Annotated in this window: 26 protein-coding genes; 10 read left to right on the top strand and 16 right to left on the bottom strand. The window is 64.3% G+C overall.

Annotated features, from left to right (window positions below):
• The first annotated feature begins 8 nt into the window (after positions 1-8).
• A complete protein-coding gene (ctaD, locus tag ASE64_RS13900) occupies positions 9-1,745 on the top strand; it encodes an aa3-type cytochrome oxidase subunit I (protein ID WP_055781588.1) in 1,737 nt (578 codons plus the stop codon).
• Between the two features lie 3 nt (positions 1,746-1,748).
• Positions 1,749-2,165 (top strand): cytochrome c oxidase subunit 4, encoded by a 417-nt coding sequence (locus ASE64_RS13895; protein ID WP_055781585.1) that lies wholly within the window; start codon positions 1,749-1,751, stop codon positions 2,163-2,165.
• Positions 2,166-2,235: 70 nt separating this feature from the next.
• On the opposite strand, the gene trpS is transcribed toward ASE64_RS13895, so the two are convergent.
• The 5 genes from trpS to ctaE form a co-directional block, all read right to left on the bottom strand.
• Positions 2,236-3,147 (bottom strand): tryptophan--tRNA ligase, encoded by a 912-nt coding sequence (gene trpS / locus ASE64_RS13890; protein ID WP_055781583.1) that lies wholly within the window; start codon positions 3,145-3,147, stop codon positions 2,236-2,238.
• Between the two features lie 204 nt (positions 3,148-3,351).
• Positions 3,352-4,995: a cytochrome bc1 complex cytochrome b subunit gene (qcrB, locus tag ASE64_RS13885; RefSeq protein WP_055781580.1), complete on the bottom strand. Its 1,644-nt coding sequence runs from the start codon at positions 4,993-4,995 to the stop codon at positions 3,352-3,354.
• Complete coding sequence (qcrA, locus tag ASE64_RS13880) at positions 4,992-6,068, bottom strand: cytochrome bc1 complex Rieske iron-sulfur subunit (RefSeq protein ID WP_055781578.1); 1,077 nt, start codon at positions 6,066-6,068, stop codon at positions 4,992-4,994. Before qcrA ends, qcrB begins: the two co-directional genes overlap by 4 nt.
• An 89-nt stretch (positions 6,069-6,157) precedes the next feature.
• Positions 6,158-6,946 carry a cytochrome bc1 complex diheme cytochrome c subunit gene (gene qcrC / locus ASE64_RS13875; protein ID WP_055781576.1) on the bottom strand — a complete coding sequence of 263 codons (789 nt, stop codon included), beginning with the start codon at positions 6,944-6,946 and terminating at the stop codon, positions 6,158-6,160.
• Between the two features lie 58 nt (positions 6,947-7,004).
• A complete protein-coding gene (gene ctaE, locus ASE64_RS13870) occupies positions 7,005-7,673 on the bottom strand; it encodes an aa3-type cytochrome oxidase subunit III (protein ID WP_082466303.1) in 669 nt (222 codons plus the stop codon).
• Positions 7,674-7,738: 65 nt separating this feature from the next.
• On the opposite strand from ctaE, the gene trpD reads away from it, so the two are divergent.
• Entirely contained in the window at positions 7,739-8,791 is a 1,053-nt protein-coding gene (gene trpD, locus ASE64_RS13865; RefSeq protein ID WP_055781574.1) for an anthranilate phosphoribosyltransferase, read from the top strand.
• A 1-nt stretch (position 8,792) separates the two neighbouring features.
• On the opposite strand, the gene glpK is transcribed toward trpD, so the two are convergent.
• From glpK to ASE64_RS13855, 3 genes are all read right to left on the bottom strand, one after another.
• Entirely contained in the window at positions 8,793-10,274 is a 1,482-nt protein-coding gene (gene glpK, locus ASE64_RS13860; RefSeq protein ID WP_055781571.1) for a glycerol kinase GlpK, read from the bottom strand.
• 79 nt (positions 10,275-10,353) lie between these two features.
• Positions 10,354-10,566 (bottom strand): aquaporin, encoded by a 213-nt coding sequence (locus ASE64_RS17860; RefSeq protein ID WP_268750582.1) that lies wholly within the window; start codon positions 10,564-10,566, stop codon positions 10,354-10,356.
• Positions 10,563-11,435 (bottom strand): MIP/aquaporin family protein, encoded by an 873-nt coding sequence (locus ASE64_RS13855; protein WP_082466301.1) that lies wholly within the window; start codon positions 11,433-11,435, stop codon positions 10,563-10,565. The genes ASE64_RS17860 and ASE64_RS13855 overlap by 4 nt, the downstream gene beginning before the upstream one ends.
• Before the next feature lie 237 nt (positions 11,436-11,672).
• On the opposite strand from ASE64_RS13855, the gene dhaK reads away from it, so the two are divergent.
• The 3 genes from dhaK to dhaM are packed head-to-tail and all read left to right on the top strand — an operon-like array spanning position 11,673 to position 14,032.
• Positions 11,673-12,674 (top strand): dihydroxyacetone kinase subunit DhaK, encoded by a 1,002-nt coding sequence (gene dhaK / locus ASE64_RS13850; protein ID WP_055781567.1) that lies wholly within the window; start codon positions 11,673-11,675, stop codon positions 12,672-12,674.
• Positions 12,675-12,678: 4 nt separating this feature from the next.
• A complete protein-coding gene (gene dhaL, locus ASE64_RS17805; protein WP_055781566.1) occupies positions 12,679-13,317 on the top strand; it encodes a dihydroxyacetone kinase subunit DhaL in 639 nt (212 codons plus the stop codon).
• 1 nt (position 13,318) lies between these two features.
• Positions 13,319-14,032, top strand: a complete 714-nt coding sequence (dhaM, locus tag ASE64_RS13840; protein ID WP_055781563.1) for a dihydroxyacetone kinase phosphoryl donor subunit DhaM — start codon at positions 13,319-13,321, stop codon at positions 14,030-14,032.
• A gap of 280 nt (positions 14,033-14,312) precedes the next feature.
• On the opposite strand, the gene ASE64_RS13830 is transcribed toward dhaM, so the two are convergent.
• From ASE64_RS13830 to ASE64_RS13820, 3 genes are read right to left on the bottom strand one after another with little or no spacing between them, the layout of a single operon-like run.
• Positions 14,313-16,670 (bottom strand): ATP-binding cassette domain-containing protein, encoded by a 2,358-nt coding sequence (locus ASE64_RS13830; RefSeq protein WP_055781559.1) that lies wholly within the window; start codon positions 16,668-16,670, stop codon positions 14,313-14,315.
• Positions 16,671-16,693: 23 nt separating this feature from the next.
• Complete coding sequence (locus ASE64_RS13825; RefSeq protein WP_055781556.1) at positions 16,694-17,164, bottom strand: NUDIX hydrolase; 471 nt, start codon at positions 17,162-17,164, stop codon at positions 16,694-16,696.
• A 16-nt stretch (positions 17,165-17,180) separates the two neighbouring features.
• A complete protein-coding gene (locus tag ASE64_RS13820) occupies positions 17,181-17,921 on the bottom strand; it encodes an SDR family oxidoreductase (RefSeq protein ID WP_055781554.1) in 741 nt (246 codons plus the stop codon).
• A 138-nt stretch (positions 17,922-18,059) separates the two neighbouring features.
• Here ASE64_RS13820 and ASE64_RS13815 point away from each other — a divergent pair, with 138 nt between their 5' ends.
• From ASE64_RS13815 to ASE64_RS13800, 4 genes are all read left to right on the top strand, one after another.
• Complete coding sequence (locus ASE64_RS13815) at positions 18,060-18,533, top strand: NfeD family protein (protein WP_055781551.1); 474 nt, start codon at positions 18,060-18,062, stop codon at positions 18,531-18,533.
• A complete protein-coding gene (locus tag ASE64_RS13810; RefSeq protein WP_055781548.1) occupies positions 18,530-19,450 on the top strand; it encodes an SPFH domain-containing protein in 921 nt (306 codons plus the stop codon). Before ASE64_RS13815 ends, ASE64_RS13810 begins: the two co-directional genes overlap by 4 nt.
• Complete coding sequence (locus ASE64_RS13805; RefSeq protein WP_055781546.1) at positions 19,425-20,234, top strand: glycerophosphodiester phosphodiesterase family protein; 810 nt, start codon at positions 19,425-19,427, stop codon at positions 20,232-20,234. The genes ASE64_RS13810 and ASE64_RS13805 overlap by 26 nt, the downstream gene beginning before the upstream one ends.
• A gap of 104 nt (positions 20,235-20,338) precedes the next feature.
• Positions 20,339-20,698 carry an RNA polymerase-binding protein RbpA gene (locus ASE64_RS13800; protein WP_055781543.1) on the top strand — a complete coding sequence of 120 codons (360 nt, stop codon included), beginning with the start codon at positions 20,339-20,341 and terminating at the stop codon, positions 20,696-20,698.
• A gap of 36 nt (positions 20,699-20,734) precedes the next feature.
• Here the strand turns inward: ASE64_RS13800 and lnt are convergent, their stop codons facing one another.
• From lnt to ASE64_RS13775, 5 genes are read right to left on the bottom strand one after another with little or no spacing between them, the layout of a single operon-like run.
• Complete coding sequence (lnt, locus tag ASE64_RS13795; protein ID WP_235480623.1) at positions 20,735-22,297, bottom strand: apolipoprotein N-acyltransferase; 1,563 nt, start codon at positions 22,295-22,297, stop codon at positions 20,735-20,737.
• A gap of 5 nt (positions 22,298-22,302) precedes the next feature.
• On the bottom strand, positions 22,303-24,759 hold the full coding sequence (locus tag ASE64_RS13790) for a DEAD/DEAH box helicase (RefSeq protein WP_055781538.1): 2,457 nt from the start codon (positions 24,757-24,759) through the stop codon (positions 22,303-22,305).
• Positions 24,759-25,511, bottom strand: coding sequence for a twin-arginine translocase subunit TatC (gene tatC / locus ASE64_RS13785; protein WP_055781536.1), 753 nt, complete (start codon positions 25,509-25,511; stop codon positions 24,759-24,761). The genes ASE64_RS13790 and tatC overlap by 1 nt, the downstream gene beginning before the upstream one ends.
• Positions 25,512-25,558: 47 nt before the next feature.
• Positions 25,559-25,822 carry a Sec-independent protein translocase subunit TatA gene (tatA, locus tag ASE64_RS13780; protein ID WP_055781533.1) on the bottom strand — a complete coding sequence of 88 codons (264 nt, stop codon included), beginning with the start codon at positions 25,820-25,822 and terminating at the stop codon, positions 25,559-25,561.
• The gene (locus ASE64_RS13775) at positions 25,812-26,156 is read right to left on the bottom strand and encodes a hypothetical protein (RefSeq protein ID WP_055781531.1); all 345 of its coding nucleotides are present in this window, start codon (positions 26,154-26,156) and stop codon (positions 25,812-25,814) included. Before ASE64_RS13775 ends, tatA begins: the two co-directional genes overlap by 11 nt.
• Positions 26,157-26,161 lie beyond the last annotated feature (5 nt).

Genomic DNA, 26,161 nt, shown 5'->3' with positions numbered 1-26,161 from the left:
GAACGCACATGACGACCACAGCCGTAGCGCCGACCACCGGTCAGGCCCTCAACGACGGACAGTCCCGCAGCGCTGAGCGCAAGGGCAACGTCCTGGTCAAGTGGATCACCTCCACCGACCACAAGACCATCGGGTACATGTACCTGATCTCCTCGTTCATCTACTTCTGCCTCGGTGGAGTGATGGCGCTGGTCATCCGTGCTCAGCTCTTCGAGCCCGGGCTCGAGATCCTGCAGACCAAGGACCAGTACAACCAGCTGTTCACCATGCACGGCACGATCATGCTGCTGATGTTCGCGACCCCGCTGTTCGCGGGTTTCGCAAACGTCCTCATGCCGCTGCAGATCGGAGCGCCCGACGTCGCCTTCCCGCGACTGAACGCCTTCGCATACTGGCTCTACAGCTTCGGCAGCCTCATTGCTGTCGCAGGCTTCCTCACCCCCCAGGGCGCGGCCTCGTTCGGATGGTTCGCGTACGCTCCTCTCTCGAGCGAGACGTTCACCCCGGGTGACGGCGGAAACCTCTGGGTCATAGGCCTGGGAATCTCGGGATTCGGAACGATTCTCGGAGCGGTGAACTTCATCACCACCATCATCACGATGCGTGCGCCGGGTATGACCATGTTCCGCATGCCGATCTTCACCTGGAACATCCTCGTCACGTCCATCCTCGTGCTGATGGCGTTCCCGGTTCTCGCGGCCGCTCTGTTCGCTCTCGGTGCCGACCGCATCCTCGGTGCGCATGTCTACGACGCTGCCAACGGGGGAGTGCTGCTCTGGCAGCACCTCTTCTGGTTCTTCGGTCACCCCGAGGTCTACATCATCGCGCTGCCGTTCTTCGGCATCGTGTCGGAAGTGTTCCCAGTCTTCAGTCGCAAGCCGATCTTCGGCTACAAGACGCTGATCTACGCGACGATCTCCATCGCAGCGCTCTCGGTCACCGTCTGGGCTCACCACATGTATGTCACGGGCTCGGTGCTGCTGCCCTTCTTCGCCCTGATGACCATGCTGATCGCGGTTCCCACGGGTGTGAAGATCTTCAACTGGATCGGCACGATGTGGCGAGGTTCCGTCACCTTCGAGACGCCCATGCTGTGGGCCATCGGCTTCCTCATCACGTTCACGTTCGGTGGACTCACCGGCGTCATCCTGGCGTCGCCGCCGCTCGACTTCCATGTCTCGGACTCGTATTTCGTCGTGGCCCACTTCCACTACGTCGTCTTCGGGACCGTCGTCTTCGCCATGTTCAGCGGGTTCTACTTCTGGTGGCCCAAGTGGACCGGCAAGATGCTCAACGAGACCCTGGGCAAGTGGCACTTCTGGATGCTGTTCATCGGCTTCCACACCACATTCCTGATTCAGCACTGGCTCGGCGTTGTGGGTATGCCTCGTCGTTACGCCACGTACTCGCCGCAGGACGGATTCACCTCGATGAACCAGGTCTCGACAGTCGGTGCGTTCCTGCTGGCCGCGTCCCTGGTGCCTTTCTTCCTGAACGTGTACATCACGGCTCGCCGGGCTCCGAAGGTCACGGTCAACGACCCGTGGGGATACTCGCGATCTCTCGAATGGGCCACCTCGTGCCCGCCGCCGCGGCACAACTTCACGTCGATTCCGCGCATCCGCAGCGAGTCTCCCGCATTCGACCTCAACCACCCCGAGGCGGGCATCCCGTTCGGAGTGGGGCCGGCGAAAGACGCGCCAGACGCTCCCACGTACGACACAGCATCCGAGAAGGTGAAGTAAAACATGAGAGCGAACAAGAACCTCTTCTGGATCCTGGCGGTCTTCTGTCTGCTGCTCTCAGCGGTGTACATCTTCTGGCACATCCTCGACCAGGGCAACGTCGAGTGGGTAGGAGCCCTGGGCATCGGCCTCGCGGGTGTTCTCTCCGCCTTCCTCGCGTTCTACCTGGGCCGCGTCTTCAGCGCCCAGGGTGGCGATCTGCCCGAAGACCGACTCGACTCGGACATCGACGACGGTGACCCCGAGATGGGCTTCTACAGCCCCTGGAGCTGGTGGCCCGTCATCCTCGCGGGATCGGCCTCGCTCATGCTGCTGGGCTTCGCTGTGGGAACCTGGATCACCTTCATCGGTGTCGCCCTCGTTCTTGTCGCGATCGTCGGCTGGGTCTACGAGTACTACCGCGGGTACTTCGCCCGCTAGATCCACGCGCGCTTCAGGGCCCGTCTCGTTCATTCGAGACGGGCCCTTTGTGCTGTTCGTGCCCGGTCGGTCAGTAGATCGTTCCCATCGCTGCGCGCACCTCGGCCAGCGTAGCCTCTGCGGTGGAATTCGCAGCCTCATTTCCGCCACGGAGGATTCTGCTCGCGAGATCAGGATCTTCGGCGAATGCTCGCCGTCGACAGGGTGCTGAGACACCCGGCCTGCGCTCCGGGTCAAAGGCGATCTTGCGGTCCTGATCTGTGCGGGTGCGATGGATCGCATCGACGGTCTCGTCCGGCGTCATCGAGAGCGAGATCGAGTTGCCGTAGCTCTTCGACATCGTGCGGCCGTCGAGACCCGGAACCTCCGGCGCCGAGGTGATGAGGGCATCCGGCATGGGAAACACCTGGCCGTAGCGTTCGTTGAACCGTCTGGCGATCACGCGGGTCATCTCGACATGCGGAAGGTTGTCCTTGCCGACCGGCATCAGATTGCCCTTGCAGAACAGGATGTCGGCCGCCTGATGTACCGGGTAGGTCAAGAGCAGCCCGCTCAAGGCTCGCCCAGATGCCGTGGACTCCGCTTTGACTGTCGGGTTGCGGTGCAGTTCGGCTTCGGTAACGAGGCTGAGAAACGGCAGAGGCAGCTGGTTGAGAGCCAGCACCGACGAGTGAGTGGAGATCGTGGCCCGCTGAGGATCTATGCCCGCCGCGAGGTAGTCCAATACCGCTCCGTACACGTTCTCGCGGACGTGAGCCGTTGTGTCGCGGTCGGTGATGACCTGGTAGTCCGCGAGGACCGGGGACATGTCGATGCCGGCCTCCTGCAGTCGAACACGCTCTCTAATCGCGCCGAAGTATTGCCCGAGATGCAAAGGGCCCGTCGGCCGTTCTCCGGTGACGACGCGAAAGCTCTCGGGTTGCCGCGTTACCGCAGCCGCGATCCCGATCGAGCGTTCTGCTGTTGCGCTGAATGAATCCATCTGTGTCTCCCGACTGGGGGAGCTGCACGGAGTTCTCGCGCCTGTCACGAGCTGCGTGCAGCCCGTGAACATACTTCAACCGGCTGCTAGCGCAGCCACCATGCGGAGCAGGTGAAGTTCATGAGAGGAGAATGCTAAAAAATCCGCCGGATCGCCTCGAGTGAGACGATCCGGCGGATCAGATTGCGCTACGTCGCAGAGAGGCTAGTGGTGACCGCCGCGCTCGATCTCCTTGGGGCTGACCGGAGCGATGCGGTCTTCGAAGAACCAGCGCGACATGCCTGCGCGGAAGCGCTGGACCGTCGTGATCTTGCCCTGTGCATTCGGGCGGATCATGAGGGGCTGGTAGTCGTTGTAATCCACCAGCTTCCAGCGCTCGTACTCGTCGACGGGCTGGTGCACCTCGATGTACTCGCCACCCGGCAGGCGCACGATGCGTCCGGACTCGAAACCGTGCAGGGCGATCTCGCGGTCCTTCTTCTGCAGGGCGAGGCACACGCGCTTGGTGACCAGGTATCCGATGATCGGGCCGAGGATGAGCAGAGCCTGATTCACGTGGATCACGCCCTCGATCGACAGCTGGAAGTGCGTGGCGATGAGGTCGGAGCTCGCAGCACCCCACAGGGCCGCGTAGAACAGAACGCCGGCGACACCGATGGCGGTGCGGGTCGGAGCGTTGCGCGGGCGGTCGAGCAGGTGGTGCTCGCGCTTGTCACCGGTGATCCATGCCTCGATGAAGGGGTAGACGAGCACGGCGACGATGAGGCCGGTCAGGATGAGCACCGGGATGATGATGTTGAATGACCAGGTGCGGTCCCAGAGCTCGAACTCGAGTCCCGGCGGAATCAGACGCAGCGCACCGTCGGCGAATCCGATGTACCAGTCAGGCTGCGTACCCGCAGACACCGGCGACGGGTCGTAGGGGCCGTAGTTCCAGATGGGGTTGATCGTGAAGAACGTTCCCATCAGGGCGATGACGCCGAAGACGATGAAGAAGAAGCCACCGGCCTTGGCGGCGAACATCGGGAGGATGGGGGAGCCGACGACGTTGTCCTTCGTCTGGCCCGGACCCGACCACTGGGTGTGCTTGTGTACGACGACGAACACGAGGTGCAGGGCGAGCATGACGGCCAGGATCGCCGGCAGCAACAGGATGTGCAGCGAATACAGGCGTCCGACGATGTCAGTTCCGGGGAACTCTCCGCCGAAGAGCAGGAAGGAGATCCAGGTTCCGACAACAGGCAGTCCCTTGATTAGACCGTCGATGATGCGCAGGCCGTTGCCCGACAGGAGATCGTCAGGAAGCGAGTATCCGGTGAAGCCTTCTGCCAGAGCGAGGATGAAGAGGATGAAACCGATGACCCAGTTCAACTCGCGGGGCTTGCGGAATGCGCCGGTGAAGTAGATGCGCAGCATGTGGATGCCGATGGCCGCGATGAAGGTCAGGGCTGCCCAGTGGTGGATCTGGCGGATGAGCAGACCACCGCGGACGTCGAACGAGATGTTCAGCGTCGACGACATGGCCGTGGACATCTCGACACCCTTGAGGGGGACGTAGGAGCCGTTGTAGACGACTTCGGCCATCGATGCCTGGAAGAAGAACGTCAGGAACGTTCCCGTCAAGAGGATGACGACGAAGCTGTAGAGGGCGACCTCACCGAGCATGAACGACCAGTGATCAGGGAAGATCTTGCGGCCGAACTCCTTGACGACGCCCGAGATGCTGGTGCGCTCGTCGATGTAGTTAGCGGCTGCCTCGGTGAAGCGGCTCGTGCTGCTCCGCTGCGATGAAGACGATTGTGCGGGTGCCGGGGCAGGTGCTGTCTCCGGCGTGGTCACTGTACTCATGATGAAGATCGCTCCCAGAAGCTCGGGCCGACGGGTTCGTGGAAATCGCTTTGGGCGATCAGGTAGCCTTCGCCGTCAACGGCGATCGGCAGCTGCGGGAGTGCGCGCTTCGCCGGACCGAAGATGACCTTGCATTCTTCGGTGACGTCGAAAGTCGACTGGTGGCAGGGGCAGAGCAGGTGGTGCGTCTGCTGCTCGTAGAGGGCGACGGGGCACCCGACGTGCGTGCAGATCTTGGAGTACGCGACGATGCCGTCGTACGACCATCCCGTTCGCTCCGCGCTCTCTTTGAGCTTGGAGGGATCGAGACGCATGAGGAGGACAGAGGCCTTCGCCTTCTCTTCGAGACGGTGCTCCGACTCGTTGAGGCCCTCGGGGATCACATGGAATGCGGAGCCGAGCGTGACGTCGGAGGCCTTGATCGGCAATCCAGACGGGTCGAGGGTCAGGCGTGCGCCCTTCTTCCACATCGTGTGCTCGAGCATTTCGACGGGGTTCTCGTTCTGAGGACCCCAGCCGCGGAAGAGAACGACCGCGGGAAGGGGGAAGGCGACGAGAGCGCCGAGCAGAGTGTTGCGAACGAGGGTGCGTCGCCCGAAGCCCGACTCCTCATTGGCCTGCTTGAAGATCTCCACGGCACGGGCGCGCGTCTCTTCGCTTCCACGAACGGGGTGTCGCTGATCGATGCCCTCGTGATTGGCCATCAGTGCCTTCGACCAGTGCACGGCACCGAATCCCAGACCGAAGAGGGCGAGCACGATGCCGATTCCGAGCATCATCGTGTGCAGGCGCAGGGCGCCCGTGTCGCCGTCTTCGATGGGGAACGCCATGTACGAGGCAATCGCGAAGATGCTTCCGACGATCGACAGGTAGAAGAACGTATAGACCTGACGCTCGGCCGTCTTCTCGGCCTTCGGGTCGGTGTCTGTCACGCGCTGACGGTGAACCGGGAAGCCCGGGTTCTCGAACGTCTCAGAAGGGATGACGGCCGTGCCGGGAGCTGCCGTCTCGTGGGAGACGCCAGTCGACGAAACAGCGGTGATGTCCTTGCCGCTCATATCGTCATGTGCCATGTGATTGCCTTTCGAGCTTTTCTTCGAGGCCGTCCTTTACAGGTCGTCCTCGCCTCGGTGAAGAATGTGTGCGCGGTCGGACCGCTGGTCTAGTTCGACTTCGCGGTGAGCCAGACGGTCAGGGCCACGATGGCGCCCAGTCCGAAGATCCACACGAAGAGTCCCTCGGCCACGGGGCCCAGGCTGCCGAGTTCGTATCCGCCCGGAGACGGGTTCTTCTCGATGTACTTGAGGTACGTGATGACGTCGCGCTTGTCTTCGGGGGAGAGGTTCTTGTCGTTGAAGACCGGCATGTTCTGCGGGCCGGTGACCATGGCCTCGTAGATGTGCACTGCAGCGACTCCGGTTAGTGCGGGCGCGAACTTGCCCTCGGTGAGAGCTCCACCTGCTCCTGCCACGTTGTGGCACATGGCGCAGTTGATGCGGAACAACTCGGCGCCGTTGCTGGCGTCTCCTTCGCCGTCGAGGAGGCTCTCGTCGGGAACGGCAGGGCCGGGGGACAGGGACGCGACATATGCGGCCAGCGCCTCGGTGTCCTCGGCGGTGAACTGCGGCGCCTTCTCCATGGCCTGCGGGCCCTGCATCGCCATCGGCATGCGGCCAGTGCCGACCTGGAAGTCGACCGATGCGGCGCCCACGCCGAGGAGGCTGGGACCTGCGCCGGTGCCCTGGAGGTCGAGTCCGTGGCAGCTGGCGCAGTTGGCGGCGAAGAGCTTCTTACCCTCGTCGATCGTCGTCTGCGAGGCCGTGCTGGTCTCGGCCGTGGCCGTGCTGCTGAAGAGCGCGTAACCACCACCCGTGAACATGAGTCCGATTGCGATCAGGGCAACAGTCGCCAAGGGATGACGTCTGTTTGCCGTGCTGCCTTTTCGGGCCATTCTCTTCACTCTTTTCACAACTCTCTTTGTTCGACCGGTGCTCGGGTGGGCCGGTCGATTATTTCAGCACGTAGATGACGAGGAACAGGCCGATCCAGACCACGTCGACGAAGTGCCAGTAGTACGACACGACGATGGCGCTGGTCGCCTCACGATGCCCCATGTTCTTGACGGCAAAGATGCGACCGATCACAAGCAGGAACGCGATGAGTCCGCCGGTCACGTGCAGACCGTGGAAACCGGTGGTCAGGTAGAAGGCCGAGCCGTAGGCGCTGGAGCTCATCGAGATGCCCTCGGAGACGAGGGTCGCGTACTCGAAGATCTGGCCTGACACGAAGATCGCGCCCAGGAGATAGGTGAGGAAGAACCACTCGGTCGTACCCCATTGCGTCGGCTTCCAGCCGGTCGCACGCGCCTGCAGGCGCTCCGCGGCGAATACGCCTGCCTGGCAGGTGAACGAGCTCGCCACGAGGATGAGGGTGTTCACGAGGGAGAAGGGAACGTTGAGAACGCTCGACTCACTCTCCCACAGTGGGCCGGACGTACTGCGGAGTGTGAAGTAGATAGCGAAGAGGCCGGCGAAGAACATCACCTCGCTTCCGAGCCACACGATTGTGCCCACTGCCACGACGTTCGGTCGTTGAATCAGCGGGGCACTCGAAGTCTGGGTCAGGGAGCTGCTCGTCACTTCTCCATTATGTCCGATATCAGCACAGGGTTTTTGCATTTGGGTATGAGTCGCGGGGCCCATTGACACCGACTCGGCAGCTGTCCGGCCTTTAGAATCGGCCTATGGCGTACTCAGAGTCCTGGTCCGAAATTCTCTCCACTCTTCTTGCTCGAGACGATCTCTCGGTGTCGGACTCCTCGTGGGCGATGGATCAGATCATGTCGGGTGAGGCATCCGACGCTCAACTCGCCGCCTTTCTCATCGCGTTGCGTGCCAAGGGGGAGACGGTCGATGAGATCGTCGGGTTCCGGGATGCGGTACTCGACCACGCTGTCGGCCTCGACGTCGACCCGATGGCGCTCGACATCGTCGGCACCGGCGGCGACAGGCACGGCACGGTCAACGTCTCGACGATGGCGTCGATCGTGGCTGCTGCTGCTGGCGTTCCTGTCGTGAAGCACGGAAACAGGGCCGCGAGTTCGAAGTCCGGCTCCTCCGACGTGCTCCAGGCGCTGGGTGTCGATCTCGACATCTCCAACGTGCGCACCGCTGAAGTGCTCGACGAGGCGGGAATCACGTTCGCGTTCGCTGCCAAGTTCCATCCCGGCTTCGGCAATGTCGCCAACGTCAGGCGGGAGTTGGGCGTGCCGACGGTCTTCAACTACCTCGGGCCGCTCTGTAATCCGGCCAGGCCCGAGGCATCCGCTGTCGGTGTCGCGCAACTCGACAGGGTGCCGATCTTCGTGGGTGTCTTTCAGACCAGAGGAGCGACGGCGCTCGTCTTCCGAGGCGACGATGGGCTCGATGAGCTGACGACGACGGGCCACAGCCACATCTGGGAGGTCTCGCTCGGGGCTGTGGTGGAGCACGACCTCGACCCCCGGGACCTCGGACTCTCTCGAGCGAAGATCAGCGATCTGCTGGGTGGCGACGCCGAGCACAACGCGGACATCGCGCGGCGGGTTCTGCGGGGGGAGTCGGGGCCGGTCCGCGACATCGTCCTGTTGAACGCGGCTGCGGGACTCGTCGCGTTCGACCTCGCATCCGATCCGGAGCAGGGACGGCGGTCGATCGTCGAGCGTCTGCGCGAAAAAATGGCCGTGGCCGCCCGGACGATCGATTCCGGTGCGGCGACGGCCACTCTCGACGCGTGGGCCGAAGCCACGCGTCACTGACTCACTGCGTGTCTTCGTCGACCCAGTCGAGGGTCTTCGTGACAGCCTTTTTCCAGTTGCGCAACAGTCGCTCGCGCTCCGCGACGTCGAGGTTGGGCGTCCAACGCTTGTCTTCCTGCCAGTTGTCGCGCAGTTCATCGAGGGTCGACCAGAAGCCCACAGCGAGGCCGGCCGCGTAGGCCGCGCCGAGCGCCGTTGTCTCTGCGACGACCGGGCGAACGACCGGCACGTCGAGGATGTCGGCCTGGAACTGCATCAGGCGGTCGTTGGCGGATGCTCCGCCGTCGACCTTGAGCTCGGTCAGCGGAACACCTGAGTCGGCGTTGACCGCGTCGAGAACCTCGCGGGTCTGGAACGCGATGGCCTCGATCGCGGCGCGGGCGATGTGGCCCTTGTTCACGTACCGAGTGAGGCCGACCAGCGCGCCACGGGCATCCGAGCGCCAGTGCGGCGCGAAGAGACCCGAGAACGCGGGCACGAAGTACGCGCCGCCGTTGTCGTCGACGGTGTCTGCCAGTGCCTCTACCTCGGGCGCCGACGAGATGATCCCGAGGTTGTCGCGCAGCCACTGGATGAGCGAGCCGGTGACGGCGATGGAGCCTTCGAGGGCGTAGTGGGTCTCGCCGTCGCCGAGCTTGTACCCGATGGTGGTGAGCAGACCGTTCTCGCTCTTGACGATGTCGGTGCCGGTGTTGAAGATCAGGAAGTTGCCGGTGCCGTAGGTGTTCTTGGCCTCGCCCTTGTCGAACGCGGCCTGACCGAACGTGGCCGCCTGCTGGTCGCCCAGGATGCCCGCGACGGGAACCTCGCGAAGGAGGCTCGAGTCATGCACGAGGCCGTACACCTCGGAGGAGCTCTTGACCTCGGGCAGCATGGACTTCGGCACGTCGAAGACGGCGAGGATCTCGTCGTCCCACTCCAGGGTCTCGAGGTTCAAGAAGAGCGTGCGACTGGCGTTGGTGACGTCGGTGATGTGGACGCCGCCGTCGACCCCGCCGGTCAGATTCCAGGTGACCCAGCTGTCCGTGGTTCCGAACAGCAGATCGCCGGCTTCTGCTCGTTCCCGGGCGCCCTCGACGTTCTCGAGGATCCAGACGATCTTCGTTCCGGCGAAGTACGTCGAGAGGGGGAGGCCCACCACATCCCGGTCGACGATGGCCTGGGTGCGGGTGTCTTGCCAGACGATGGCGTTGTACACGGGTTCGCCCGTGTTCTTGTCCCAGACGACGGCGGTCTCCCGCTGGTTCGTGATGCCGACGGCCTTGATGTTGTGGCGAGTGATGTTGGCCTTCGAGAGGGCCTGCCCGATGACCTCTCTCGTGTTGTCCCAGATCTCCTTCGGGTTGTGCTCGACCCAGCCCGCCTTCGGGAAGATCTGCTCGTGTTCGAGCTGCCCCGTCGATACGATCGACCCGGCGTGATCGAAGACGATCGCTCGGGTACTGGTGGTGCCCTGGTCGATCGCCAGGATGTAATCCGTCATGTCTAACTCCTTCGTTAAATTCTTCGGTCCGGTGCAAGCAGCGGGCCCGGTCACCATGGTGCCCGGGCCCGCTGGGAGGTCACGTGATGATCGGGAGGAGCGGGACAGCCGCGAGGCCGGCGAGGACGCCTCCGATGATGGGGCCGACGACCGGGACCCACGAGTAGGACCAGTCGGACGATCCTTTGCCCTTGATGGGTAGCAGGGCGTGCGCGATGCGCGGGCCGAGGTCACGGGCCGGGTTGATCGCGTAGCCGGTCGGGCCACCGAGGGATGCGCCGATCGCGATCACGAGGATAGCCGGTCGGGCGGGATCCAGGAGTAGGACCAGTCGGACGATCCTTTGCCCTTGATGGGTAGCAGGGCGTGCGCGATGCGCGGGCCGAGGTCACGGGCCGGGTTGATCGCGTAGCCGGTCGGGCCACCGAGGGATGCGCCGATCGCGATCACGAGGATCGCCACCGGAAGAGCGCCCAGCGCAGCGAGACCGCCGCCCGGCTCCTGCCGACCGAAACCGATCACCACGAACACCAGGACGAAGGTGCCGATGACCTCGGTGACCAGGTTCCAGCCGTAGGAGGACGAAGGTGCCGATGACCTCGGTGACCAGGTTCCAGCCGTAGTCACCGGAAGAGCGCCCAGCGCAGCGAGACCGCCGCCCGGCTCCTGCCGACCGAAACCGATCACCACGAACACCAGGACGAAGGTGCCGATGACCTCGGTGACCAGGTTCCAGCCGTAGGAGCGGATGGCGGGGCCGGTCGAGAAGACGCCGAGCTTGTTGGCCGCGTCGGGCTCCTCGTCGAAGTGCTGCTTGTATGCCAGCCACACGAACACGGCACCGATGATCGCACCCAACAGCTGAGCGGCGATGTAGGTGAGGATCGACACGATGTTCACCGGAACACCCGAGCCGAACTCCGTCGCGCCGTTGGCGACGAGCCCCAGCGTGACGGCCGGGTTCAGGTGCGCACCGCTGTTGTACGACACGATCACACCCGAGAACACCGCGAAGCCCCAGCCGATGTTCACCATGAGGAAGCCGCCGTTGAAGCCCTTGTTCTTCACCAGCGCGACGTTCGCGACGACACCACAGCCCAACAGAACCAGCAGAGCGGTGCCTACCAGCTCCGCAAGAAATACAACCCCGAGATTGTCCACATTGACCTTCCTTCACGTGACACCGTCGTCACCTCGTGCAGAGCCCCACAGCAAGCGGGTGACTACACCATATCTGCACGAATCCGAGGCGCATATGATCTGACGCGCAAAAGTCGAGGCTCTTTCGCCGAACTCGACCGAACAAGTAGATTTGGCTCTGCGAGCTCCGCTCCCGCGCAGCTCCCTGGTCGCAGAGACGCGTCCAGGTCGCACGGCCATCACAGAGGATTGCCACCCATGAAGAAGCTCATCAATGATCCGCGTCGAGTGGTCGAAGAGGCGGTCGCCGGATTCGAAGCGGCCCACGGCGACCTGGTCACCGTGTCGCACGACCCGATCTACATAGCTCGAAAGGACGCGCCGCGACAGGGCAAGGTCGCCCTCGTCAGCGGCGGGGGCAGCGGCCACGAGCCGCTGCACGGCGGGTTCGTCGGATTCGGCATGCTGGACGCCGCCGTGCCCGGTCCGGTCTTCACCTCACCGACCCCCGACCCGATCCTCGCGGCGACAAAGGCCGTCGATGGGGGAGCGGGGGTGCTGCACATCGTCAAGAACTACACCGGTGACGTGCTCAACTTCGAGACCGCCGCTGATCTCGCGGCCGCCGACGGCATAGACGTGCAGACCGTTATCGTCGACGACGATGTCGCCGTCAAGGACTCGCTCTACACGGCCGGACGCCGCGGAGTGGCCGGAACGGTGCTCGTCGAGAAGATCGCGGGTGCGGCTGCAGAGCGGGGCGACGACCTCGCCGCGGTCGCGGCGATCGCCACCAGGGTCAACTCCGTGACCCGCTCCATGGGCGTCGCGCTGACGCCGAGCGTCGTTCCACACGCGGGGGAGCCGAGCTTTGTTCTGGCCGACGATGAGATCGAGATCGGCATCGGCATCCACGGCGAGCCCGGGCGCGAGCGCATCACGATCGAACCGGCCGATGCAATCGTCGATCGGATTCTCGCACCGATCGTCGACGACCTGCCCTTCGCGTCGGGCGACAGGGTTCTGCTCTTCGTGAACGGCCTGGGCGGTACACCACAGGTTGAGCTCTACATCGTCTTCCGGCGCGCGGCCGAGGCCCTCGCGGAGCGGGGCATCACCGTGTCTCGCACCCTGGTCGGCAACTACGTCACGTCGCTCGAGATGCAAGGCATGAGCATCACCGTGATGAGACTCGATGACGAACTGGAACAGCTGTGGGATGCGCCCGTCGAAACGGCCGCCCTGCGGTGGGGGAGGTAGCAGCATGACGTTGAACACGGAGTGGGCCGTTCGCTGGGTCAGGGAGAGCGCGAAGGTCGTGTCGGAGCACCGGGTGGAGCTGATCACTCTGGATCGCGACATCGGAGATGGTGATCACGGCGAGAATCTCGATCGAGGCTTTTCGGCCGTTCTGCCGAAGCTCGACGATCTGCCCGCCGAAGCGACGCCGGGCGATGTTCTCAAACTCGTCGCGACGACTCTGATCTCGACCGTCGGGGGCGCCGCAGGCCCGCTGTACGGAACGGCCTATCTGAAAGCGGCGGGTGCTGTCGCGGGGCAGGAGCACCTCGACGGCGCGGCCGTCGTGGCCATGCTCACGGCTGCTCGAGATGGGATCGTACTGCGAGGCAAGGCCGCGGTCGGCGATAAGACGATGGTGGATGCGTGGAGTCCCGCCGTGGAGGCGGCCTCGTCTGCCTTGACTGACGGGCTCGACGAAGCGGCGATTCTGGATGCCGCTGCCACGGCCGCCGAGGCCGGCGCGCGTGCCACGGAGCCGCTCGTCGCCCATAAGGGACGGGCGAGCTATCTGGGGGAGCGGGCCATCGGTCACCGCGACCCCGGTGCCCAATCGTCGGCCCTGCTGCTCCGTGTCGCCGCCGACGCGGCGGCGGGCGTCTGACGTGGCGGGAGTCGCCGGCAGAGTCGGTCTCGTCTTCGTCTCGCACAGCGTGAAGATCGCCGACGGTCTCGTCGAGTTGGCGGGACAGATGGCCGGAGGAACGGCACTCGCTGCGGCCGGGGGGACCGACGAGGGTGGCGTCGGGACGAGCTTCGAGAAGGTCCAGCATGCGATCGCGTCCGTCGATTCTGGTGCCGGCGTCGTCGTTCTGTGCGATCTGGGTTCGGCGATCCTCACGGCGGAGACGGCCAAGGACTTTCTCGACGACGAGGTTCGTGATCGGGTCGTCATCGTGGATGCGCCGCTCGTCGAGGGCGCGGTCGCCGCGGCCGTCGAGGCAGAGGGTGGGGGAGACCTCGAGTCGGTCGTGACGGCCGCACGCTCCGCTATCGAGGCGTTCTCGTCTGACAGCGGCTCCGGGCCCGAGCGCGACGACGGCGCCGGAGCACCGCCGTCGGCCGACTATTCGCGCAGTGTGACGATCATCAACCGCGATGGGCTGCACGCTCGACCCGCGGCCGAGTTCGTGAAGATGGCGAACAGCCTGGGATCTCCCGTGACGGTCAACGGAAAAGATGCGCGGAGCCTTCTCGGGATCATGTCGATGGGTCTCGTCAAGGGCAGCACGGTCGAGTTGAGGACGACGAGCCCCGACGGCCGGGCTGCCGTTGATGCGCTCGCCGAACTGGTGGAGTCCGGCTTCGGCGAGGCGTGAGTCCGTGGAGCCGCAACGGGTCTATTGACATAATGTGCATTATCGGAGCAGCGGCGACGTAGGCGAAGCGGGGTGTTTACGCCCAGCGATCGCTTCGTGGGCGATGGTTGTGCGAGACGCGAGCAGTTGCCTGGTGGTGGTGCCCACGCGATCGTCTCCACGATCATCCGGATCTCGCTCTGACGCGGATCGGAAGGTCTTCAGGTGAGCATCGCCGCGGGTGAGGCGCCAGACCATCTGGAGTCGTCCTACTCAATCTCTTGACATAACGGATTCACGATCAGAAGCCGTCGATGTAGCGGGCCAGATAGTCGCCTGTCAGCGTGGAACGGTGAGACACGAGGTCGGCCGGCGTGCCCTCGAAGACCACTCGGCCACCGTCGCGGCCGGCTCCCGGCCCGACGTCGATGATCCAGTCGGCATGAGCCATCACGGCCTGATGATGTTCGATGACGATCACCGTCTTTCCGGCCTCGACGAGACGATCGAGCAGCCCCAGCAATTGTTCGACGTCCGCGAGATGGAGGCCTGTGGTCGGCTCGTCGAGGATATAGACACCGCCCTGCTCGGCCATGTGGGTCGCGAGCTTGAGTCGTTGGCGCTCTCCACCTGACAGCGTGTTCAGCGGTTGTCCGAGGCGGATGTACCCCAGGCCCACATCGGCCAGCCTCGCCAAGACGGCCTGAGCTGCAGGTGTGCGCGACTCCCCCGTCGAGAAGTACTCCAGAGCATCGTCGACGCTCAGTGCGAGCACCTCGCTGATGTCGCGACCCGCCAGTCGGTAGTCGAGCACTGACGCGTCGAATCGCCTGCCCTCGCACACCTCGCACGTCGTCGTGACGGACGCCATCACTCCGAGATCGGTCACGATCACGCCGGAGCCGTTGCAGTTCGGGCACGCGCCTTCGGAATTCGCGCTGAACAGAGCGGGCTTGACGCCATTGGCCTTGGCGAAAGCCTTCCTGATCGGCTCGAGCAGACCCGTGTAGGTCGCCGGATTGCTGCGCCGAGAACCCCGGATGGCTGTCTGGTCGACGGAGACGACACCGTCGCGGCCGGCGATCGAGCCGTGGATGAGTGAGCTCTTCCCCGAGCCTGCGACGCCCGTGATCACCGTCAGAACGCCGGTGGGTATGTCGACGTCGACGTTGCGGAGGTTGTGGGTGTCGGCGCTCCGGATCTCGAGGACACCCGACCGGCGGCGCACCTCGGGCTTCACGCGTCGGCGATCGTCGAGGTGGGTGCCCGTGAGGGTTCCACTCCCCCGCAGTCCGTCGACCGAACCCTCGTAACAGACGGTTCCACCGGCCGTTCCCGCTCGGGGCCCGAGGTCGACGACGTGGTCGGCTATCGCGATCGTCTCCGGCTTGTGCTCGACAACGAGGACAGTGTTGCCCTTGTCTCGCAGCTGGAGCAGAAGGCGATTCATGCTCTGGATGTCGTGAGGATGCAGCCCGATGGTCGGCTCGTCGAACACGTAGGTCACATCGGTCAATGAGGAACCCAGGTGGCGGATCATCTTGGTGCGCTGGGCCTCGCCTCCCGAGAGCGTCCCGGCCGGACGGTCGAGTGAGAGATAGCCGAGCCCGATCGCGACGAAAGAGTCGAGCGAGTGCTGCAGCGCCGTCAGCAGCGGCGCGACCGACGGCTCGTCGATCGTGCCCACCCACCGCGCCAGGTCGCTGATCTGCATCGCGCAGGCGTCGGCGATGTTGACGCCGCCGATACGGGACGACCGGGCACCCTCGTTGAGGCGGGTGCCAGTGCATTCCGGGCAGGTTGCGAAGGTGACCGCCCGATCGACGAAAGCGCGGATATGCGGCTGCATCGCTTCGCGATCCTTCGAGAGGAACGACTTCTGCACTTTCGGAACCAGACCCTCGTAGGTCATGTTGATATCGCCGATCTTGACCTTGGTCGGCTCGTGATACAAGAAGTCGTCGAGCTCCTTCTTCGAGTAATCGCGGATCGGTTTGTCGGCGTCGAGAAACCCGGACCCCGTGAAGATGCGCACTCCCCACCCGTCGGCGGTGTAGCCCGGAATAGTGAGCGCGCCCCCGCTCAGCGACTTCGACGAGTCGTAGAGCTGCGCGAGATCGATGTCATTGACGCGGCCCATGCCCTCGCACCGCGGACACATCCCGCCGGTGACGGTGAAGCTCCGACGCTCCTTCACCTCGCGCCCGCCCTTGTCCATGGTGACGGCGCCGGCGCCACTGATTGACGGAACGTTGAAGGCGAAGGCCTGGGGCGGTCCGACGTGAGGGTGCCCGAGCCTCGAGAACACGATGCGCAACAGGACATTCGTGTCGGTCGCGGTGCCGACGGTCGAACGCGAATTCGCGCCCATCCGCTCCTGATCCACGATGATCGCGGTCGTCACCCCCTCGAGCACGTCGACGTCGGGGCGCGCGAGAGCGGGCATGAGCCCCTGAAGGAACGCGCTGTAGGTCTCGTTGATCATGCGCTGCGACTCGGCGGCCACGGTGCCGAAGACCAGGGAGCTCTTGCCGGATCCCGAGACTCCGGTGAAGACGGTCAGCCGGCGCTTCGGAATGTCGACGTCGATGTTCTTGAGGTTGTTCTCCCGAGCCCCTCGAACCCGTATCCGGTCGTGGTTGTCGGCAGCCAGGCTCATGATCGTCTCCGTCGTCGGGGTTCTCAGCAGGCGGACAATTGACCGCGGAGGATTCGGGCGAGATTCTCGGGCTCGACAGGATCCGTCGTCTTCTCGAGCTCACCCAGACTCCACCAGCGTTGATCGATGATGTCCACCAGTTCCTCGGGAGTCCAATTGCTGGTGTCGAGGTCGAACCGTTCCGTGCGCACCGAGTACCAGACCTCGTGATGCGAGGCCCAGACGCCGGGTGCTCTCTCTGCCACGAAGTCGTGACTCCAGATGGGCGGACCCGGATTCTCGATGACGAGTCCGGTCTCCTCGAAGAGCTCCCTGATCGCGGCTGTCGGATGGTCCTCGCCGACCTCGAGGTGGCCACCCGTCGTCAGCCATCGCGACGGATAGCTGTCGACATCGTGCCGGGTCAGCAGAAGCAGAACGTGATCGTACTGGTCGACGAGCAGTACCCGAGACTTGGCATAGACGATGTCGGTCGTCGTCGCGTGCTGAACCATGCCGACCGTCTCCGAGTCAGTCGACGGGCGCGAAGTCGCTGATGTCTCCGACGTAGCGCGTGTGGTTCTGCGGGATCGGCTCGACGCCGGCGAGTGCGACCTCGGCGGCGAACTCGCCGACGTTGTAGAGGCGGCCCGCCGACTCCTTGCGCGAACTGATAGCGCCGGGATTGGCTCGTTCGAGGAGCGTCGCGGTGATGGTGCCCTCGATCATGTCGCCGGAGACCACGACGAACTCGATACCCTTCTCGTCGAGCTCGGGGATCAGAGCGCGCAGCGCGTCCTCACCGGCCCGCTTCGACAGGGCCACGGGGACATATTCCGGCATGGTCTCGGTGGTGTGGATGAAGTGGGCCTGGTGGCTGGTGACGAAGACGACTCTCGAGCCGGGCGCCAGAAGAGGAACTGCGCTGGTCAAGACGTTCAGCTGGGCGTCCCGGTTGAGTGTCATCGCGTAGTCGGCGGCCATTCCGCCTTCCATTCCTCCCGAGGCGTTGAGCACCAGAACGTCGAGTCCCCCGAACTCCGACTGGATGCGCTCGAACAGCTGGGCGACGGAGTCGGGATCGGTGAGATCTGCTCCGACCGTGATCGCCTCTCCCCCGTCTTCCGCGATCTTCGCGGCGAGTTTGAGCGCTCGAGCCTCTTTGTTGCGGAAGTTGATGGCCACTCGGGCGCCGGCGGCAGCGAAGTACGACACGGTGTCAGCACCGATTCCGCGCGATGAGCCGGTGACGAGAACCCGCTTCGCGGCCATGGACTCGGGTTTCAGGGGGTTTGTTGACAAGCTCGATACTCCTTTGACTGTGGAACCCGAGACTACCAACTCGCGGTCCTCCCCTCCTGCGTTGCTGGTAGTTTTAAGGCATACACCGACGAGAGGAGTCGTGTACAGATGGTCGAATTCCTGGCGTCCTACGCGTGGACGATCTGGCTGGCCCTGGTGCTGGTCTTTCTCATCGTCGAGATGTTCAGTCTCGAGTTCACATTCCTCATGATCTCGCTGGGTAGCCTCGGCGGCCTCGTCTCGAGTCTCGTCGGCGTTCCGTGGTGGCTCCAGATCATTATCGCCTCCGTTTTGTCGGTGCTCCTCATCTTCACGATCAGACCTCCGCTGTTGCGAGCTCTTCGGCGGGGCGGCGACACCACCAAGAGCAATGTGGATGCCTTGATCGGCCTGTACGGGGTCGTCACGACCCGCCTCACGGGCGCGGGCGGGCACGTCAAGCTCTCGAACGGCGACATCTGGACCGCGCGGGTGTCTCCGTCTACAGACTCGGCCGATCTCGATCCAGGTCAGAGGGTGCTCGTCACCGCGATCGATGGGGCGACGGCGTTCGTCGTTCCCGCAGAAAGGACTACCCCGTGAACAACTCGGATTCCGCGATCGTCGGTCAGATCGTCGTGATCGCCATCGTCGTCGTTGTCGTCATCTTCGTGCTGGTGATTCTCGCGCGGTCCATCCGCATCATTCCGCAGGCCACCGCGGGTGTGGTCGAGCGACTGGGTGCCTATCACAAGACCCTCGAGCCCGGCCTTCGTGTACTGGTCCCCTTCATCGACAGGCTCCGCCCCCTGATCGATCTTCGCGAGCAGGTCGTCTCGTTTCCCCCGCAACCGGTGATCACCGAAGACAACCTGGTCGTGTCGATCGACACCGTCGTCTTCTTCCAGGTCACCGACGCTCGGGCGGCCACCTACGAGATCGCCAACTACCTCGGCGCAGTCGAGCAACTTGCAACCACGACATTGCGCAACGTCGTGGGCGGGCTGAACCTGGAGCAGGCGCTCACCAGTCGCGACGAGATCAACGGTCAGCTGCGCATCGTCCTCGATGAGGCGACCGGCAAGTGGGGTATCCGCGTGGGCCGAGTGGAACTCAAGGCCATCGATCCGCCACTGTCGATCCAGGACTCGATGGAGAAGCAGATGCGTGCCGAGCGGGAACGTCGCGCCGTCATCCTCACCGCCGAGGGAACGAAGCAGTCGGCCATCCTCGAGGCTGAGGGGCATCGGCAGGGCGAGATCCTGAGGGCAGAGGGCGATGCGCAGGCTGCGGTCCTGCGAGCGAAGGGTGAGGCGGAAGCCATCACCACCGTGTTCGGCGCCATTCATCAGGGCGAGCCGGATCAGCTTCTGCTGGCCTACCAATACCTGCAAACGCTTCCCAAGCTCGCCGAGGGGTCGGCCAACAAGCTGTGGATCATCCCGAGCGAGCTCACCGAGGCGCTCAAGGGAATCGGTCAGGCGTTCGGCGACCGTGCACCGACACCGCCGCAGGACTGACGCGGCCGGCGGGTGGTTCTCCCCCGCTGTCCCTCGGATTCTCGCGCACCGCGGCCTCGCCCTCGACGTTCCCGAGAACACACTCGCCTCGTTCGACGCGGCGTGGGCTCTCGGCGTTCTCTACCTCGAGACCGACGTCCACGTGTCGAAAGACGGCGTCGCCATGATCGCGCACGATCCCCGGCTCGACCGCGTTGCCGGAGTCGACGCAGCCGTGTCCGATCTGACAACCGCGCAGTTGCAGGAGATCGACCTCGGAGCGGGGCACCGCATGCCGACTCTGCTCGAGGCTCTTCGTGCCTTCCCGGACGCTCGCTTCAACATCGACGTCAAGTCGCCTCAGGCGGGAGCAGCCGTAGCCGGCGCCGTGCTCGCCGCCGAGGCGACGGATCGCGTCTTGATCACGTCGTTCTCGTCGACAAGGCGCGCGGAGGCTGTTCGGCTCATCCCGGGCGTAGCCAGCTCGGCCAGTGCTCCGCGGTTCGCCCTCATCCTCGCGCTGGCGAAGCTCGGCCTTCTCGCGGTCGCGCCTCGAGCCGTCGTGGCAGTCGATGCGGTGCAGGTGCCACCGCGGCACGGCCGCTTCGAGATCGCGACGGATCGCGTCGTTCGCGCGCTTCATCGCCGGGGTATCGAGATACACATCTGGACAGTGAACGACCCCGAACAGATGAAGAGACTGCTCGAACTCGGGGTCGATGGGATCGTGACCGATCGACCGGACCTGGCCCTGGAACTGCTTCGTCGTATCCGATCGCCGCACGAGGCGCATCCCCTCGCGTGACCCTGCTTACTCTCTGGGAGAGTTCTGGTAAAGCTCCGGCCGGGAAGAATTGCCGCCGTTCTGGGGTTTATAACGGTGTAAGCAACGCGAGAAAGGACCACACAATGGCAGATCGCAGCTTGCGCGGAATGAGACTCGGAGGCCAAAGCCTTCAGACCGAAGAAGGCGTCGTCTTCTCCCCGCGCTTGACCCACACGTATCACTGTCCCTGCGGAAAGGACACCGACATGGTGTTCTCCGCAGAGGCCGAAGCTCCTGACACCTGGGAGTGCAAGTACTGCAGCATGGAAGCGACTCGCATGGTCGGGTCAGAGCCCGTCATCGTCGAGCACGCGGAGTCGAAGACGCCGCGCAGCCACTGGGACATGCTGCTGGAGCGACGCACTCGCGCAGAGCTCGAGGAGCTGCTCGAAGAGCGTCTGACCTACCTCCGCGCCCGTCGAGGCCAGAAGGTCAACGCCTAGTCCGCATCCCGGCACGATTCAGCGCCCCGGTCAGCATCAGCTGACGCGGGGCGCTTCTCGTCGTGCCCGACGTGAGCTTCGGGCGGTGAGCAGGGTGAGAGCAAGGCCGGCGAGTCCGAGCCCCGAGACGAGCAGTTCTATGCCACCGCCCAGCAGGGTCGCCGGTGTGGTCTGCGTCGCCAACGGCACGTCGGCGATCATGGCACCCGCTTCGTAGGGGCGGATCGACGCGATGGTCGAGCCGTCTGGGGCCACGATGGCCGAGGTCCCGACGGTCGAGATGTTCACGACGCTGCGCCCCGTCTCGACGGCGCGCAGCCGCGCAATGGCGAGCTGTTGCAGGTTCTCGTCGGTCTTGCCGAAGTCCGCGTTGTTGGTCTGGGCGAGGATCACCTGCGCGCCGTCGTGCACCATGTCTCGCGCGACCGCGTCGTCGGTGATGTCGAAGCAGATCGAGATTCCCGCGATCACACCGTTCACGTCGAAGACGGTGTCGGTCGTGCCCTTGGTGTAGTCGCGGGTGACGAGATCGACGAGGTCGGGGACGATGGCGCGGAAGAAGGCACGAGCGGGCATGTACTCCGCGAACGGCACGGGGTGCCGCTTGTCGTAGTGGTCGACCGATCCCTGGCCGGCCTCCCAGAGCAGGGAGGTGTTGTAGTAGGTGTTCTGAGACGGGTTCGTGATCGTTCCCACGATGAAGGGCGCGTTCATCTTCTCGCTCAGATAATCGAGCTGTTTTGCGGCCTGCTCCGATCGCGCCGGGTCGAGATCCGACCCGTTCTCGGGCCACACGACCATGTCGACCTTCTGATCGATGATCTTCAGGGTCTCAGCTGTCTGATCGCTCAGCACGTCGCCGGCCGCCCGCTGAGAGAACAACGACGCGTCGGTGTTCCCCTGCACTGCGGCGATGCGCGATGAACCGTCGGTCGGTGCGTACCAGGCCGGCACGGCGAGGGTGGCGACGATAGCCGTCGCAGCCCAGAGGATGCGCGTCGTCGCGACAACGGTCGTCGTGCGTGCGACTTCGACGAGAAAAGCGACGAGCCAGACCATGACGAACGAGACGCCCGAGAAGCCGATCCACGCCACGAGCGAGGCGTAGGGGCTCTCGGACTGCGAGAACACGACGCGTCCCCACGAGAATCCGCCTTCGGGCCATACGGCGGTGATCGCCTCGCGAGCGGTCCAGAGCCCGGCAATGACGATGGGCAGTATCACGAGCCGGATGCCGGTTCGCGGCCAGGTGCGCGGGGCACGGCTGTAGACCACGGCGAGCAGTGCCGCCCCGACGGCGAAGAAGAGCGCCTGGAGGATGGCCAGTGCAAGCCAGGGAATGGGGCCCAGATACAGCGTGAGCCAGAAGATGTGCACACCCCAGAACGAGAATCCTCCCACCAGGCCGATCAGGAACGCACTGAATACCCGGCGTCCGATGACGGACACCAGGATCAAGGCGATGCCCAGGAAGGTGACCGGCCAGAGACCCTTGTCGGGGAAGCCCGTATCGAGAGCGACTCCCCCGGCCGCGGCGGTGAGGAGTGCCAACCAGAACGGCATCAGGGGGCGCACAGGCGTGCGGAGATCGTCGAGCACCGTTCTCAGGCCACCGATGAGTACGCCACGATGCCGCGACGGATCAGGTCGAGAGCATCTCTGGCCGTGCGCGCGACACGCGCATCGGGCTGACCCTGCAGCTGGTCGAGCAGATCGATGGTCTGCTTCGTCCAGCGGACGAAGTCACCCGCCTGCATGTCGGCGTCGGTCAGAACGTCGTCGAGGCGGGCTCCTCGTGCCCACTGGTACATGGCGAGACTCAGCCCCGTCGAGATGGGAGACCCTTCGGGGAGGCGGTGCCGAGCCTCGAGTTCCTGGATCGACTCGAGAATGTGCCGAGTCGATTCGAGAGCCGCTCTGAACGGTCCTCGCGGGAGGAATCGATCGGCGACGTCGTTCTCTTCTCGTCGGGGCTCATAGACCAGAGAGCAGGCCATTGCGGCGAGCCCGGCAGCATCCAAGTCTTTCCACGCCTGGCGGCGCAGGCACTCGGCCACCAGCAGGTCTCTCTCACCATAGATGCGCTTGAGTGTGCGCCCGGTCGGCGTCAGAGTCATCTCGCCGTCGGCTTCGGCCGTGAGATAGCCGAGCTCGACGAGAACGTCGGTGACTCGGTCGAAGACCTTGGAGATCGCCCCGGTGCGCGTATTGATCTGCTGTGCGAGGCGATCCGTGTCTTTCTTCAGGCGCCACCACCGTTCGGCCCACCGTGCGTGCTGCTCTCGGTCAGGACACGAGTGCACGGGATGCACCTTGAGCCGACGACGGAGGTCGTTGATCTTCTTCGAACGAGAATCGCGTTCGGCCCTCGACTGAGAATCCGCCCTGCCCGCCCCGGATCGCTCGAGCTCGGTGATCTCGCGCCGCAGGGCGGCGTACTCGGCGAAGTCGCCCCTGTCGCAGGTCATGGAACGCGCGTACCCTGCCAGCGACTCCTCGTGCGAGCGGAGTTTGCGGGCGAGATCGACGACGGCTCTGTCTGCCTGGAACTGTGCGAACGACGACTCGAGGCTGTCTCTGGTGCGCGCCCGTCCGAACTGCTCGATGAGGTTGACCGCCATGTTGTAGGTCGGCCGGAAACTGGAATTGAGCGGGTAGCTGCGCCGGGACGCGAGAGAGGCGATCGCCTGCGGGTCGAGCCCGTCTCGCCACTGGATGACGGAGTGCCCCTCGACGTCGATCCCGCGGCGACCGGCTCGTCCGGTCAGCTGGGTGTACTCCCCCGGAGTGATCGGAACACGGGCCTCGCCGTTGAACTTCTCGAGCTTCTCGAGAACGACCGTGCGCGCGGGCATGTTGATGCCCAGAGCCAGCGTCTCGGTGGCGAAGACGACCTTGACGAGCTTCTTCTGAAAGAGCTCTTCGACGACCTCTTTGAAGGCCGGCAGGAGCCCCGCGTGATGCGCGGCCACGCCGCGCTGCAGGCCTTCGAGCCATTCCCAGTATCCGAGCACCGCCAGATCTTCGTCGAGGATCGTGCGACATCTGTCTTCGACGATGTCACGGATCTCGTCGCGCTCGTCGGCGGTGGTGAGCTTGATTCCGGCCCGCAGGACCTGCTTGACGGCCTGATCGCATCCGATTCGGCTGAACACGAAGAAGATCGCCGGCAGCAGATTCTGCCGATCGAGCATGTCGATGACCTCGGGCCTGTCTGCTCGCTCCTGCGCGCCATGCCCGCCCCGATGGTAGGAGCCACCGCCGCGTCGGTCGCGCGAGCCTCGTCGACTAGAACTCTGCGGCATCGAGTTGCGAGCGATGCGCAGAAGCTCGGGATTCACACGAGCGGTCGCGGCTTTTCCTGTCGCATCGAACAGGTCGATGAGCTTGCTGCGGACCATCACGTGCTGGTCGAGGGGAACGGGGCGTTCTTCCGAGACGATCACCGATGTCTGGCCTCGAACTGCTTGCAGCCAGTCGCCGAATTCCTCGGCGTTCGACACCGTGGCGCTCAGCGAGACCAGCCGCACCTCCGAGGAGAGGTGGATGATTACTTCCTCCCAGACGGCTCCACGGAATCTGTCTGCGAGGTAGTGCACCTCGTCCATGACTACGTAGGCCAGATCGGTGAGCAGATCGGAGTCGGCGTAGATCATGTTACGAAGCACCTCGGTGGTCATGACCACGATGCGAGCCGACGCGTTGATGTTCGTGTCGCCCGTGAGGAGGCCCACATTCTCTGCGCCGTATTCGGCCGTGAACTCATGGAACTTCTGGTTGCTCAGCGCCTTGATGGGTGCGGTGTAGAAGACCTTCGCGCGTTTCTGCTGCATTGCGAGGAACAGTGCGAACTCGGCGACGACCGTCTTGCCTGCGCCGGTCGGCGCCGCCACCAGAACGCTGTCCCCGGCCTCGAGAGCGCCGCATGCCTCGATCTGGAACGTGTCGAGGCCGAAGTCCACCCGCTCGGCGAAGGCATCGAGCAGGGGTTTGCCACCGCGTGCCCGGCTGCGCGCGTAGCGTTCGGCCGGAGAGAGGGCTGTGGGATCGGATTCGGGCATCAGGCGGCCAATTCGCTGTCGAGTCGATCGGCCGCGCGGGCGACGCGCCAGTCATGGATCCACGCGACGCCGTAGGCCGCGAAGAACAGGATGACCATGGGGATCGCGAGAAGGATCATGGCAGTGGGGTCTGCGGCGGGCGTCGCGATGGCGGTGAAGAGAACGATCGCGAGGATCGCGAGGCGCCACGATTTGATGATCGCCGACGCGCTGAGCACGCCGACGAAATTGAGCAGAACGAGAAAGACCGGCAATACGAAGGCGATACCGACGGCGAGGACCAGCTTGAGCACGAAATCGTAATAGCCGCGAGCCGTGATGAGGTTCGTGTCTTCGGAGGGGGCGAAGCTCGCCAGGAGGATCACGATGTGCGGCAGCACGTACCACCCGGCTACGCAGCCTGCGAGAAACAGCGGGATCGATGCGCCGAGGAAGCCGACGCTGTAGCCCTTCTCTCTCCGAGTGAGCCCGGGTACGAGAAAAGCCCAGATCTGATAGAGCCAGACCGGCGAAGAAACTACGAAGCCGATGGTGAGAGCGATCTGCACCTTGAGGTCGAAGGCCCCGCCGATGTTGTCCCAGTTGATGCTGGCAACTCGGCCCTGCTGTTGCCCGACTTCGGTGATGGGCCCTCTGATCGCGTCGAGAACGAAGTCAGAGAGGAACCATCCGGCGATGGCGCCCAGAATGATGCCGATCGCCGCGATGAAGAGTCTCCTGCGTAGCTCGAGGAGATGCGCGCCGAGAGACATGCGTCCCTCGCGGTTGGCACGCCGCTTGGTTCGGGCGGCCACCGTGCCTATGGCTTTGGCTTGAATTCAGGCGAAGCGACGCTCGATGCCTGATCGGCGACCGGTGCGGCATGGGCCGAGCTATCGGTCGTTCCCGTCGACTCCGACGGTGCCGCGTTCTCGTCTTTCATGGTCTTGACTTCGCTGCGGAAGATGCGCATCGACTGACCGAGGCTGCGTGCGAGGCCGGGAAGCTTCGGAGCGCCGAACAGTAGAACGACGACAACGAGGATGATGACGAGATGGGGCCACCCCAGTGCGTTACCGAACATCGGTCCATCCTTCCCAGGCTTGTGGTGCAGTGATCAGTCTACCCCGGTTCATTCGGGTGTCCCTGCGAAGCTGCCGCATGGTTGCACGACGATCTTTCTCGCGATCGCGACGGTTCGCCACGGCAGAGTAGCCGTCGAGGATCGCGTTCGGAGGAGTCTCGATCGACAACTCCTCGACGTTCCTCTGCAGCAGCTCGACCTTGTCGGTCAGTCGCTCGAGTTCGTCGACGACCGCTACGCCTTTCTTGAAGAGGCGCCAGCCGAAGAACACGAGTGTGCCGACCAGGAGGATCGCCAGCGCCAGCCAGATGAGGATCCACGACCACCAGTACATCGTGC

Origin of the sequence: Agreia sp. Leaf210 (assembly GCF_001421485.1) — a bacterium.
Classification (GTDB): domain Bacteria; phylum Actinomycetota; class Actinomycetes; order Actinomycetales; family Microbacteriaceae; genus Agreia.
The sequence above is the reverse complement of the archived record's forward strand: the minus strand, read 5'-3'. Positions and strand labels throughout refer to the sequence as shown.

Excerpts from the sequence above, each read along its gene's own strand:
- trpS (WP_055781583.1), bottom strand. The coding sequence starts at position 3,147 with ATGGATTCATTCAGCGCAACAGCAGAACGCTCGATCGGGATCGCGGCT.
- ASE64_RS13800 (WP_055781543.1), top strand. The coding sequence starts at position 20,339 with ATGGCAGATCGCAGCTTGCGCGGAATGAGACTCGGAGGCCAAAGCCTT.
- ASE64_RS13895 (WP_055781585.1), top strand. The coding sequence starts at position 1,749 with ATGAGAGCGAACAAGAACCTCTTCTGGATCCTGGCGGTCTTCTGTCTG.
- ASE64_RS13775 (WP_055781531.1), bottom strand. The coding sequence starts at position 26,156 with ATGTACTGGTGGTCGTGGATCCTCATCTGGCTGGCGCTGGCGATCCTC.
- ASE64_RS13825 (WP_055781556.1), bottom strand. The coding sequence starts at position 17,164 with ATGGTTCAGCACGCGACGACGACCGACATCGTCTATGCCAAGTCTCGG.
- qcrA (WP_055781578.1), bottom strand. The coding sequence starts at position 6,068 with ATGGCACATGACGATATGAGCGGCAAGGACATCACCGCTGTTTCGTCG.
- ASE64_RS13790 (WP_055781538.1), bottom strand. The coding sequence starts at position 24,759 with ATGCCCGAATCCGATCCCACAGCCCTCTCTCCGGCCGAACGCTACGCG.
- dhaL (WP_055781566.1), top strand. The coding sequence starts at position 12,679 with ATGACGTTGAACACGGAGTGGGCCGTTCGCTGGGTCAGGGAGAGCGCG.
- ASE64_RS13820 (WP_055781554.1), bottom strand. The coding sequence starts at position 17,921 with ATGGCCGCGAAGCGGGTTCTCGTCACCGGCTCATCGCGCGGAATCGGT.
- ASE64_RS13815 (WP_055781551.1), top strand. The coding sequence starts at position 18,060 with ATGGTCGAATTCCTGGCGTCCTACGCGTGGACGATCTGGCTGGCCCTG.
- tatC (WP_055781536.1), bottom strand. The coding sequence starts at position 25,511 with ATGTCTCTCGGCGCGCATCTCCTCGAGCTACGCAGGAGACTCTTCATC.
- tatA (WP_055781533.1), bottom strand. The coding sequence starts at position 25,822 with ATGTTCGGTAACGCACTGGGGTGGCCCCATCTCGTCATCATCCTCGTT.
- glpK (WP_055781571.1), bottom strand. The coding sequence starts at position 10,274 with ATGACGGATTACATCCTGGCGATCGACCAGGGCACCACCAGTACCCGA.
- qcrC (WP_055781576.1), bottom strand. The coding sequence starts at position 6,946 with ATGGCCCGAAAAGGCAGCACGGCAAACAGACGTCATCCCTTGGCGACT.
- trpD (WP_055781574.1), top strand. The coding sequence starts at position 7,739 with ATGGCGTACTCAGAGTCCTGGTCCGAAATTCTCTCCACTCTTCTTGCT.
- ctaE (WP_082466303.1), bottom strand. The coding sequence starts at position 7,673 with ATGCAAAAACCCTGTGCTGATATCGGACATAATGGAGAAGTGACGAGC.
- ASE64_RS13830 (WP_055781559.1), bottom strand. The coding sequence starts at position 16,670 with ATGAGCCTGGCTGCCGACAACCACGACCGGATACGGGTTCGAGGGGCT.
- dhaK (WP_055781567.1), top strand. The coding sequence starts at position 11,673 with ATGAAGAAGCTCATCAATGATCCGCGTCGAGTGGTCGAAGAGGCGGTC.
- qcrB (WP_055781580.1), bottom strand. The coding sequence starts at position 4,995 with ATGAGTACAGTGACCACGCCGGAGACAGCACCTGCCCCGGCACCCGCA.
- ctaD (WP_055781588.1), top strand. The coding sequence starts at position 9 with ATGACGACCACAGCCGTAGCGCCGACCACCGGTCAGGCCCTCAACGAC.